Genomic DNA, 12,526 nt, shown 5'->3' on the forward strand with positions numbered 1-12,526 from the left:
AAAAACTAAAAATGACAAACCATCCCTCCTATTTTCAAAATTTAATTATAAAAATGTTTTTTATTAACATCTAAAAAATATACTATCTGAATATGAACCGTATAGCAAAACAGTAAAACCCCCACCCTTGCCTTTGACGCACCCTATGCTAAAAGGATAATCATTATTTTACATTTCCTAAAACATTAAAAAAGCCAACACTTTTTACCAAAATCCAATCGGTTTGCTTCGTAGTATCATCAATCCGAATCCCACAAAAAAAGGCTTCGTTCAGCACAATACCAAACGAAGCCTTTCTTCAATAAAAAAATAAATTATTTAAAACTTGCTGATATAATTCCCATACAAATCCTTAAACATAGTCCCTTCGGCATAGCGTTCCTTGCTCAATTTCTTATGTTCCACCAATCCCCATAACAAAAACTCCTTCAGGAATCTTCTATCATCCATCAGTGAGGTCGGTTGGTATTTTTCGATAAAGTTATTCAAAGGGGCAATTTCATCGATGATTGAATTATAGGTTTCCGTGCTTGAATCGTCGGTAAGTTCAAAGCCACTTTCGTTGAAAAACCAATCGGTTATTTCCTGATAAGGATCCACAGCATTCGGGTGGTTGAGCTTTTCTATCTTAGGGAAATAGTTTTCAAAAAGCGTCTTTACAGCCTGACCAATCAGGTTTTGTGCCACAAAGGCCGCTCCTTCCTGTTCGCCTTCGTAAACCAATTCCACTTTCCCTGTAATAGAAGGAATGATCCCCATAAAATCCGTCAACCTTACTGTAGTTTGTTCTTCGCCATTCATCAAGGCACGGCGTTCGGCAGTACTCAACAGATTTTCAAAAGCCGTGATGCTCATCCTGGCACTCACGCCACTTTTAGGATCGATGTATTCGCTTTCTCTGGCTTCAAAACTAATCTGCTCCAATACATCTTTCGCCAAAACTGGTACATAAACCAATTCCGACTGACGTCCGTCCAACTTGGCTTCTTGTTCCGTAATCGTTCTTGCAATGGTGATGTTCTCTGGATAATGCGTCAGGATTTGAGAACCAATTCGGTCTTTCAAAGGCGTAACGATGCTTCCTCTGTTCGTGTAATCTTCTGGATTTGCGGTAAAAACAAACTGCATGTCCAGTGGCATTCTCAACTTGAATCCTCGAATCTGGATGTCGCCTTCTTGAAGGATATTAAACAGTGCTACTTGGATTCTCGCCTGCAAATCCGGCAATTCATTTATGACAAAAATACAGCGGTTTGCCCTCGGAATCATCCCGAAGTGCAACACCCTGTCATCAGCATAGGACAGTTTCAAATTTGCCGCCTTAATCGGATCGATATCGCCAATCAAATCTGCAACGGTTACATCAGGAGTTGCTAGCTTTTCGAAGAAACGCTCGTCACGGTGCAACCATTCTATCGGAGTATCATCGCCTTTTTCGGCAAGTAAATCCTTTGCAAAACGGGATATCGGATGAAAAGGATCATCGTTGATCTCTGAACCTGCGACAAACGGAATCCATTCGTCCAACAATCCCACCATCAGCCTCGCCAGTCGTGTTTTGGCTTGACCGCGAAGTCCCAACAAATTAATGTTATGTCGCGACAAAATAGCTCTTTCCAACTCCGGAATCACCGTATTCTCAAAACCATGAATCCCTTGAAAAGCAGAAACTCCAGATTGGATGCTTTTCTTTAAATTGTCACGCAACTCATTCTTGATGCCTTTTGATTGATAACCCGACATCTTTAATTCGCCAAACGTTTTTATATTTTCTATTTTCATTTTTTTTATTTAAACCATTATTGTTTTAAGTTGCACGTTATAAGTTATAGGTTGTACGTTATAAGTTATAAGTATAAGCTGTAAGTTTAAACCATTAAGAAGTTAAGGTTCATTAAGCTTTACAAAGTCTTACTACTTAATACTTCTGTCTTAAAAATTAATACATCAATCTTAATACTATACTGCCTTACTTCATCTTGAAACTGCAAACTGCGACTGAACACTGATCACTGATCACTTATTTCACCCTCTTCTTCCTATTCGCTTCATAATCCTGAAAAATCATCTCTCCTAAACCTTTTAATCCAGTATAAAATGCTTTTCCTTGATTGGCTTCCGTGAAATTATTCACAAACCTTTGTAGATACGGGTCGTTTGCAATCATAAAAGTCGTTATGGGAATGTGTAGTTTTCTGGCTTGGGCAGCTTGAGTATAACATTTCTCTACGATGTATTCGTCCAAGCCATTGCTGTTCATATAATAGGAGCCGTCCTTTTCCCGGACACAGCTTGGCTTTCCGTCGGTAATCATAAAAATCTGCTTGTTGGTGTTTCTTTTTCTGCGTAAGATATCCATTGCTAGTTGCAAACCTGCTACCGTGTTGGTATGGTAAGGTCCTACGGTAAGGTACGGGACATCTTTTAGGGAAATAACCCATGCATCGTTTCCAAAAACAATGATGTCTAATGTATCTTTCGGATAACGTGTGGTGATCAATTCGGCAAGTGCCATTGCTACTTTTTTCGCAGGCGTAATGCGGTCTTCGCCGTATAAAATCATACTGTGGCTAATGTCAATCATTAAGACCGTACTCATTTGAGCTTTGAAATGGGCATCTTCTACAATCAGATCATTTTCGGTAATTTTAAAACCGTCCATGCCGTTGTTGATTTGGGCATTCTTCAAACTCTCGGTCAGGGAAATGGTTTCTAGGCTGTCGCCAAATTGAAACTCTCGCAACTCACCCGTAAATTCATCTCCAGCCCCACTCTGTTTCGTCTTGTGATTGCCCGAACCGCTCTTGTTTAAATTCCCAAAAATCTGATTCAGGGCTTGTTGACGGATCAAGCGTTCAGTTTTTGCCGTCAATCCTGTTCCTTGAGTGCCGTCGCCTTTTAGTTCTTCCTTGACGTAGCCTTTCTTCTTTAAATCTTCTACAAAATCATCGATGGTGTAGTTTTCATCGGTGAGTTTATATTCGGTGTCCAGTTCCCGCAACCAGTCAATTGCCTCGTCAAAATCGCCCGAAGTATGAACGATCAGCTCCTTGAAAATTTCAAAAAGCTTGTCGAATGGCGAAAGGTTTGGAGCCTGATAGGAAGTGAATTTAAACCCTTTTCTTTTGTTCGTTTTCATATCGCATAAAATTACGCCATAAGGCAAATAATGCGATGCTAACAGTTATTAATTTTTAGTTAAAGTAATTGAGAAATAAATTAAATACTTGTGGATAGCCTCTCGGTCGGATCCTAAAAAGATAAAGTCAGAACCAAAATTAAAATTCTGTTCTGACTTATTTTTAGTATGTTTTTTTTACTAATAAATTATTTACAACCTCCAGATTGTTATTTTAGTTTTATAAATCTTTCGGATAACAATAGAAGATTCTATAAAACTACTTATTGCTTGATAAACTTTTTAGTAATAAAATTTCCATCTGTATAAGCTTTTACTAGATATAACCCTGGACTAAGATTCGATACATTAACTGAATTGCTGTCAAACGTATTAAAAATATTTTTACCGCTACTATCATAAATTCCCAGACTTTCAATTTTAGTTGTTGCATTAATTGTTAGTATCGATTGTACAGGATTTGGGAACACAATAAGTGAATTGCTATCAACTTCTGACCGTGACAAAACACTATCACCATACAAGCGAACCAAAGATGAACTAATAGTACCATCAAAAACAGTAAAATGCCCTCCCAACCAAATTTTACCATCAGGTTGAATTACAATATCACTAACTGAGTTATTCGGACCGTTTCCTATATCAAAAGAAGTATCTTTAGCTCCATCCGAGTTCAATCGTACAATTCTATTTTGAGACTGTCCTTGAAAGGTTGTAAAGCTTCCTCCAACTAAAATTTTACCATCTGGTTGTGTTTCTATGGAAAATATATCTCCTTCAAATCCGGCATCTATGTCGAAAGTAGTGTCCTTACTTCCATTGCTATTTAAACGTATCAGTTTATTTTGTGGCTGTCCTTGAAATTGTGTAAACCATCCTCCAACAAGTATTTTTCCATCGGGTTGAAGAGCAACATCCCATATAACCGAGTTAAATCCAGTTCCAATATTAAAGGAATCATCAATACTGCCATCCGTATTTAATCTTAAAAGATAATCTTGATTATTTGTAAAAAAACCTCCTCCGAGTAGTATTTTACCATCTGGCTGTTGGCAAATAGCATGTACAGTTCCAAAAAACATACCCGGCAAATTAAATGAGGTATCCTTGCTTCCATCAGAATTTAATCTTATCAGATAGCCTGCCTGCTGTCCATTAAAGGACGTAAAAGCACCACCTACAATGATTTTACCATCAGTTTGACAATAAACACTAGTTATATAAGCCGGAAAGCCAGTGCCTATATTAAAAGTAGTGTCTTTCGATCCATCGGGATTTAACCTAATAAGCCTATTTTGTAGTTCACCTTGATAGGATGTAAAATAACCACCAACTATAATTTTTCCGTCTGACTGTTGATGAACAACTCTTATTTGATCATTAAAGCCTGTACCGATATCAAAGGTTGTATCTTTTGTTCCATCACTATTAAAACGAATTAATCTATTCTGTGTTTGATTTTTAAATTTAGTGAATGCTCCACCAACAATTATCTTTCCATCATTCTGATATTGAATTTTCGCAATTCTATCATTGAATCCAGGTTCAGTCTCAGCCCCCAGATTGAAAGTAGTGTCTTTAGTGCCATTATCATTTAACTTAATTAATCCTTTTCTGCTATAACCTAAATAGTCATTAAAATAACCAGCCACAAATATTTTCTGTTCGAAATAGAGTAAATCTCTAACAGACAAATAATCATCATTACCAACAAAACTATCATCCTTAACACCATCACTATTTAATCGTATAATTCCGTTTTGAGTTATTCCTTGATAGGTTGTAAAACCTCCTCCAACAACAATTTTCCCATCTTCTTGTAATGTTATAGCTCTAATAAAACTATCGAAACCCGTTCCTATATCAAAAGTCATATCTTTTGTCCCATCAGAATTTAATCTTATTAAATTATCTTGATTATTTCCTTGAGATGAAAAACTTCCTCCTAATAGTATTTTACCATTATCCTCAACACTAATAGTATAAATAGCCCCATTAAATTCACTGTTAAGGGCAAAAGAATTATCTAATGAACCATCTGGATGTAATCGAGCAATCACCTTTTGTTCCTGGGATTGAAATTGTTGGAAGGAGCCAACAACAAGGATTTTTCCATCTGCTTGAAGTTCGAGAGCAAATATCCCATCATCAAAACCAGAACCAATATCAAAAGTAGTATCTTTTGTTCCATCAGAATTGAGTCGAACAAGATTGTTCTGTGGCTGTCCATTAAATAATGTAAAATATCCTGCTACTACTATCTTCCCATCCGATTGAACCTTTATATCAAGTACTAGGTGATTAAACCCTGAACCAATATCAAAAGTAGTATCTTTTGTTCCATCAGCATTTAATCGAATTATTCTCTTTTGCTCAACTCCTTGATAGGTAGTGAAATCTCCTCCAACAAGAATTTTTCCGTCTGTTTGAACATAAATCACATTTACATAATTGTTAAAACCTGAACCAATATCAAAAGAGGTGTCTTTTGTTCCATCAGGATTTAACCGAACAAGGTAATTCTGATCTTCTCCATCCAAAGAAACAAAAGTGCCTCCTGCCAAAATTTTTCCGTCGGGTTGCCTTTCGACTGCATATACTGGTTGGTCAAAACCAGGATATTGTCCAAATGCTAAATCAACATCTGTTGCGTTTTGGGCATTTAAAATAAATACTTGAAATAATAAGAATACTATTTTTTTCATATGATAAAGTTTTACTGTAAAGTAAATAAATAATTGTTAATAGCGAACAATAAAAGAGTTTTTAAGTGTTTTTTTTTAGTTGAAAATATAAGTTTCGAGTCCGTCGCCGTGTTGAAACTCACGCAACTCGCCCAAAACTCATCACCAGCCCCACTATATTTAGTGTTGTGATTGCTCTGAATCCCTCTTGTTTAGGTTTACAAAATCTGGTTCAGGGCTTGTTGCGACAGGTTCGGAGCCTGATAGGAAGTGAATTTAAACCCTTTTCTATTGTTCGTTTTCATATCGCATAAGATTACGTCATAAGCAAATAGTTTGAAGCTAACGGTTATTAATTTTTAGTTAAAGTAAGTGTTAGACAATGAAGTTAAATATGGACTATTGAGAATAGTCGGCAGGTCAAATCTTAAAAAAATAAAGTCAGAACCAAAATTAAAATTCTGTTCTGACTTATTTTAGTTTTGTACTAATAAATTATATAAAATGCTCTGATTGTTATTTGAGTTTTATAAATCTTTCAGATAACAATGGAATATCCTATCAAACCAGTTATTGCTTGATAAACTTTTTAGTAATAAATTTTCCTTCTGTATAAGCTTTCAATAAATATAAACCTGGATTGAGATCCGATACATTAACTGAATTACTGTCAAACTTATTCAAAATGTTTTTACCACTACTATCATAAATCCCTAAACTTTCAATTTTAGTTGTTGCATTAATTGTTAGTATCGATTGCACAGGATTTGGGAACACAATAAGTGAATTGCTATCAACTTCTGACCGTGACAAAACACTATCACCATACAAGCGAACCAAGGATGAACTAACAGTACCACCAAAATTAGTAAAATACCCTCCCAACCAAATTTTACCATCAGGTTGAACTATAATACCACTAATTAGGTTATTCGGACCGTTTCCTATATCAAAAGAAGTATCTTTAGCTCCATCCGAGTTCAATCGTATAATTCTATTTTGAGACTGTCCTTGAAAGGTTGTAAAATCCCCTCCAACTAAAATCTTACCATCCTGTTGTGTAACTATGGAATATACACCATCCTGTTGTATCCCTATGGAATATAAATCTCCTTCAAATCCGGCACCTATGTCGAAAGTAGTATCCTTACTTCCATTGCTATTTAAACGTATCAGTTTATTTTGTGGCTGTCCTTGAAATTCTGTAAACCATCCTCCAACAAGTATTTTTCCATCGGTTTGAAGAGCAACATCAAGAATAGGTGCATTAAATCCTGCTCCAATATTAAAGGAATCATCAATACTGCCATCCGTATTTAATCTTAAAAGATAATCTTGAGTATTTGCAAAAAAACTTCCTCCGAGTAGTATTTTTCCATCTGGCTGTTGGCAAATGGCATATACCACTCCCAAAAACATACCTGGCAAATTAAATGAGGTATCCTTGCTTCCATCATTATTTAATCTTATCAAATAGTCTTCAGGTTGCCCATTAAAAGAAGTAAAAGCACCACTTACAATGATTTTACCATCAGGTTGACTATAAACACTACTTATATAACTCGGAAAGCCAGTACCTATATCAAAAGTAGGGTCTTTCGATCCATCGGAATTTAACCTAATAAGCCTATTTTGTACTTCACCTTGGTAGGATGTAAAAAAACCCCCAACTAAAATTTTTCCATCTGACTGTTGATGAAAATCTCTTATTTGACTATTAAAGCCTGTGCCGATATCAAAGGTTGTATCTGTAGTGCCATCAATATTAAAACGAATTAATCTATTTTGTGTTTGATTTTTAAATTTAGTGAATGAACCACCAACAATTATCTTTCCATCATTCTGATATTGAATTTTTGTTATTCTATCATTGAATCCAGGTTCACTCTCAGCCCCCAGATTGAAAGTAGTGTCTGCAATCCCACTATCGGTTAACTGAATTAATCCTCTTTTGCCATAATCAAAATAAGCAGAAAATTGAGCAGACACTAGTATTTTTTGGTCAAAATAAAATAAATCGGAAACATACAAATAATTATCACTACCAACAAAACCATTATCCTTAACACCATCACTATTTAATCGTATTATTCCGTTTTGAGTTGTTCCTTGATAGGTTGTAAAATGTCCTCCGATAACAATTTTACCATCTTCTTGGAAAACTATTGCTCTAATTATATCATTGAAACCAGTTCCTATATCAAAAGTCATATCTTGTGTTCCATTAGAATTTAATCTTATTAAATTATTTTGATCATTTCCTTGAAATGAACTAAATTCTCCTCCTGCAAATATTTTACCATTATCATCGATGTTAATAGTGTGAATAACCCCATAAAATCCTATGCCGACATCAAAAGAATTATCTAATGAACCATCTGGATGTAATCGTGCAATCACCTTTTGTTCCTGGGATTGAAATTGTTGGAAGTAACCACCAACAAGGATTTTTCCATCTGCTTGAAGTTCTAGAGCAAGTATCCGTTCATCAAAACCAGAACCAATATCAAAAGTAGTATCTTGTGTTCCATCAGAATTGAGTCGAACAAGATTGTTCTGTGGCTGTCCATTAAATAATGTAAAATATCCTGCAACTACTATCTTCCCATCCGATTGAACCTTTATATTAAGTACTGGACCATTAAACCCTGAACCAATATCAAAAGTAGTATCTTTTGTTCCATCAGCATTTAATCGAATTATTCTCTTTTGCTCAACTCCTTGATAGGTAGTGAAATCTCCTCCAACAAGAATTTTTCCGTCTGTTTGAACATAAATCACATTTACATAATTGTTAAAACCTGAACCAATATCAAAAGAGGTGTCTTTTGTTCCATCAGGATTTAACCGAACAAGGTAATTCTGATCTTCTCCATCCAAAGAAACAAAAGTGCCTCCTGCCAAAATTTTTCCGTCGGGTTGCCTTTCGACTGCATATACTGGTTGGTCAAAACCAGGATATTGTCCAAATGCTAAATCAACATCTGTTGCGTTTTGGGCATTTAAAATAAATACTTGAAATAATAAGAATACTATTTTTTTCATATGATAAAGTTTTACTGTAAAGTAAATAAATAATTGTTAATAGCGAACAATAAAAGAGTTTTTAAGTGTTTTTTTTTAGTTGAAAATATAAGTTTCGAGTCCGTCGCCGTGTTGAAACTCACGCAACTCGCCCAAAACTCATCACCAGCCCCACTATATTTAGTGTTGTGATTGCTCTGAATCCCTCTTGTTTAGGTTTACAAAAATCTGGTTCAGGGCTTGTTGCTACAGGTTTGGAGCCTGATAGGAAGTGAATTTAAACCCTTTTCTTTTGTTCGTTTTCATATCGCATAAAATTACGCCATAAGGCAAATAATGTGATGCTAACGGTTATTAATTTTTAGTTAAAGTAATACGCTCCAAAACTTCATCAAATAAAAAAATAAAATTTGCTTGGTAAAATAATTATCGTAATATTGCAATATTGAATTGATATAATCATGGGAGCCTCAAAAACAGAACATTTTACTGACCAGCAAAACCAAATTGCAACCATTGCAAAAGCATTGGGACATCCTGCAAGAATTGCCATCATCGAACATTTGATGAAGGTGAACGAATGTATCTGTGGAGACATTGTAAACGAACTCCCATTAGCACAACCCACAGTTTCACAACACTTAAAAGAGTTAAAGAATGCAGGATTAATAAAAGGAAGCATTGATGGAAACTCTATTTGCTATTGTATTGATGAGAAAACCTTTGAGATTTTGAATACCTATTTCTCGAAAATTATACAGACCGTTTCGGAAGCCAAATGTTGTTAAGCATTTTTTTAATTGACTATATCGCAATATTGCATTTAAACTATAAGAAGAATAAAAATGAAATTATCAGAAGTAAAACAGATTTTGCCAACATTAGAAAATGTTGAATTCCAGTTAGAAAACGGAACTTTTGTTCCTGAACATTTTCATGTAACCGAAGTTGGAATGATTACCAAAAATTTTATCGATTGTGGCGGTGTAATCCGTACAGAGAAAGTGGTGAATTTTCAATTGTGGAATGCCGACGATTTTGAACATCGTTTGAAACCAAACAAATTGCTGAACATCATCAAACTTTCCGAAGAAAAATTAGGCATTGAGGATTTCGAAATAGAAGTAGAATATCAGAGCAACACCATCGGCAAATATGATTTGGAATTTAACGGAAAAACATTTGTACTGCACAACAAAACAACCGCTTGTTTAGCTCAGGATGCATGCGGAATTCCATCAGAAAAAGCAAAGAAAAATCTATCAGAATTGCCTGTAAACAATACAAACTCTTGCACTCCAGGTGGTGGATGTTGCTAAAATTTAAACCCTACTATTATGTATCAAAAATTATCAAATACCATTTCGGTTTTACGAGAACAGCAAAATATTAGCGAAGAGCGAAAAGCTGTATTACAACCTCTGATTGATTATATTCAGCAAAAAGCTACCCTTAATTTGCCTATAAACATCAACTTTATTTGTACCCACAATTCTCGAAGAAGCCATCTTTCGCAAGTTTGGGCTCAGGTTGCAGCATCCTATTATGAAATTTCAAATGTGGTTTGCTATTCGGGTGGAACAGAAGAAACCGCTTTGTTCCCAAAAGTAGCTGAAACATTCACCAATCAAGGGCTTGAAGTACTTAAACTTTCAAGTGATCCAAATCCCATCTATGCCATCAAATTTGATGAGAACAGTTTGCCCATTTTTGGATTTTCAAAAAAATACGACGCCTCTTTTAATCCATCCTCTTCATTTGCTGCAGTTATGACTTGTTCACAAGCCGACGGAGGTTGTCCTTTTATTGCTGGTGCCGAAAAGCGAATTCCCATCACATTTGAAGACCCAAAAATTTCCGACAATACTCCCGAACAAACCAAAGTTTATGCAGAAAGAAGTTTGCAAATAGCTTCAGAAATGTTCTTTGTTTTCTCTCAAATCAAAAAGTAAACGATGCAACCAAAACTAAAATTCCTCGACCGCTACCTTACCCTCTGGATTTTTTTAGCCATGCTTTTGGGTATTGGTTTGGGCTACTTCATCCCTACTATTTCCAACATAACCAACTCACTTTCGGTTGGAACTACCAATATTCCATTGGCCCTTGGTTTAATTTTAATGATGTATCCGCCTCTCGCAAAAGTGGACTATTCCTTATTACCGATGGCGTTCAAGGACAAAAAAGTCATGTCGGTTTCCTTGCTGCTGAATTGGATTATCAGCCCTGTTTTAATGTTTGTCTTGGCGATTATTTTCCTAAAAGACGAACCCGATTATATGATTGGATTGATTTTGATTGGCTTGGCACGATGCATTGCTATGGTGTTGGTTTGGAACGATTTGGCCAAAGGAAACAGAGAATATGCTGCCTTATTAGTAGCCCTAAACAGTATTTTTCAGCTGGTTTTCTATAGTTTCTATGCCTGGTTGTTCATCAACGTGTTGCCACAAAAACTCGGATTGGGTAATTTTACCATAACCGTTCCGATGAAGGATGTTGCCGAAAGTGTTTTCATTTATTTGGGCATCCCATTTATTGCAGGTTTTTTGAGCCGTTATTTCTTGATTAAATCAAAAGGAAAAGAATGGTTCAACAGAAAATTTATTCCGGCCATTTCGCCCATCACATTGTATGCCTTGCTGTTCACGATAGTGCTAATGTTCAGTCTAAAAGGCGATAAAATTTTAGAACTGCCTTTTGATGTTGTGAAAGTAGCCGTTCCGTTGGTTCTTTATTTTGTGCTCACGTTTTTCATCAGCTTTTTCATCAGCAAAGCGTTGAAAGTGCCTTATGATAAAAATGCCTCCATTGCATTTACTGCAACAGGAAATAATTTTGAATTGGCAATTGCAGTATCCATAGCCGTTTTCGGCATCCATTCGCCACAAGCATTTGTTGGTGTTATTGGCCCTTTGGTTGAAGTGCCTGTTTTGATTTTGCTGGTAAGGGTGAGTTTGTGGCTGAAGAATAAATATTATTAGATAAGAATAAAATCCAATACACACATTCCTTTTTATCCGCGACAGTTAGAGTGAGTCACTCTTGTTTCAGCTAGGCTAAAGCCTCGGGTGTAAATCGTACTTTCAATTTTTTTTGGGCACGAGCATTTTGCTCGTGTCAAATGTCATGTCTTGTCCCGAAATAGGTTTACACAAAAGTATAAAAATATGAAAAGCTATGGGAGAAAAGGGATGATAGCTGTACTGGAAAGTTTCGTTAACTTCTTTGGTTATGATTTTAATGCCTCCTTCGCCATCAGGGGCTTGAGAGGTTTGATAAACACCTGTACCTACTACTAGGTTCACATCTATCGTGTTTTGCTTAAAATTCCAGTCAATTCCTGCATTATCGGTATGAAAGCCTAACTTTTTGTCGGAACGGTAGTCCAAAATCACAGGGCTGTTTTCGGTAATACTAATGAGCTTGTTGTGTTCTGGATCGAGCTCTTTATAACCCGATACAAACCATATTTTCCATAAAAGCGAAATCATCTTTTGATTGTTTTGTCCATCCACTCGATAAAGCAATCGTTCCAAAAGCGGTTTTTTGTCTCTGGTTTTTTTATGAATAAGGTTACCTAAAAACCTGAACTCGATTAATAATTTAGGCTAAAAATATTGTACAAAAAGGTAAAATTTAGTATATTTAAATCTCTGACAATTAAATATTTAAACTA

The 12,526-nt window shown here is 35.7% G+C and carries 9 protein-coding genes; 4 read left to right on the top strand and 5 right to left on the bottom strand.

Annotation, left to right across the window (positions count from 1 at the left end):
- Positions 1-318: 318 nt before the first annotated feature.
- The 4 genes from J2X31_RS16885 to J2X31_RS16900 all read right to left on the bottom strand — a co-directional run bounded on the left by J2X31_RS16885 (position 319) and on the right by J2X31_RS16900 (position 8,868).
- Positions 319-1,782: an AAA family ATPase gene (locus J2X31_RS16885; RefSeq protein WP_310028479.1), complete on the bottom strand. Its 1,464-nt coding sequence runs from the start codon at positions 1,780-1,782 to the stop codon at positions 319-321.
- A 238-nt stretch (positions 1,783-2,020) separates the two neighbouring features.
- Complete coding sequence (locus J2X31_RS16890; RefSeq protein WP_310028481.1) at positions 2,021-3,139, bottom strand: vWA domain-containing protein; 1,119 nt, start codon at positions 3,137-3,139, stop codon at positions 2,021-2,023.
- A gap of 263 nt (positions 3,140-3,402) precedes the next feature.
- Positions 3,403-5,844 (bottom strand): T9SS type A sorting domain-containing protein, encoded by a 2,442-nt coding sequence (locus J2X31_RS16895; protein WP_310028482.1) that lies wholly within the window; start codon positions 5,842-5,844, stop codon positions 3,403-3,405.
- A 549-nt stretch (positions 5,845-6,393) separates the two neighbouring features.
- The gene (locus J2X31_RS16900; protein ID WP_310028483.1) at positions 6,394-8,868 is read right to left on the bottom strand and encodes a T9SS type A sorting domain-containing protein; all 2,475 of its coding nucleotides are present in this window, start codon (positions 8,866-8,868) and stop codon (positions 6,394-6,396) included.
- 440 nt (positions 8,869-9,308) lie between these two features.
- Between J2X31_RS16900 and J2X31_RS16905 the strand changes: the two genes are divergently transcribed.
- From J2X31_RS16905 to arsB, 4 genes are read left to right on the top strand one after another with little or no spacing between them, the layout of a single operon-like run.
- A complete protein-coding gene (locus J2X31_RS16905; protein WP_310028485.1) occupies positions 9,309-9,635 on the top strand; it encodes an ArsR/SmtB family transcription factor in 327 nt (108 codons plus the stop codon).
- A gap of 57 nt (positions 9,636-9,692) precedes the next feature.
- Positions 9,693-10,166 carry a DUF6428 family protein gene (locus tag J2X31_RS16910; RefSeq protein ID WP_310028486.1) on the top strand — a complete coding sequence of 158 codons (474 nt, stop codon included), beginning with the start codon at positions 9,693-9,695 and terminating at the stop codon, positions 10,164-10,166.
- 18 nt (positions 10,167-10,184) lie between these two features.
- On the top strand, positions 10,185-10,799 hold the full coding sequence (locus J2X31_RS16915) for an arsenate-mycothiol transferase ArsC (RefSeq protein ID WP_310028489.1): 615 nt from the start codon (positions 10,185-10,187) through the stop codon (positions 10,797-10,799).
- Between the two features lie 3 nt (positions 10,800-10,802).
- Positions 10,803-11,831, top strand: coding sequence for an ACR3 family arsenite efflux transporter (arsB, locus tag J2X31_RS16920; RefSeq protein ID WP_310028491.1), 1,029 nt, complete (start codon positions 10,803-10,805; stop codon positions 11,829-11,831).
- 102 nt (positions 11,832-11,933) lie between these two features.
- Here the strand turns inward: arsB and J2X31_RS16925 are convergent, their stop codons facing one another.
- On the bottom strand, positions 11,934-12,386 hold the full coding sequence (locus J2X31_RS16925) for a hypothetical protein (protein ID WP_310028492.1): 453 nt from the start codon (positions 12,384-12,386) through the stop codon (positions 11,934-11,936).
- Positions 12,387-12,526: the final 140 nt, after the last annotated feature.

Source organism: Flavobacterium arsenatis, assembly GCF_031456785.1.
Taxonomy (GTDB): domain Bacteria; phylum Bacteroidota; class Bacteroidia; order Flavobacteriales; family Flavobacteriaceae; genus Flavobacterium; species Flavobacterium arsenatis.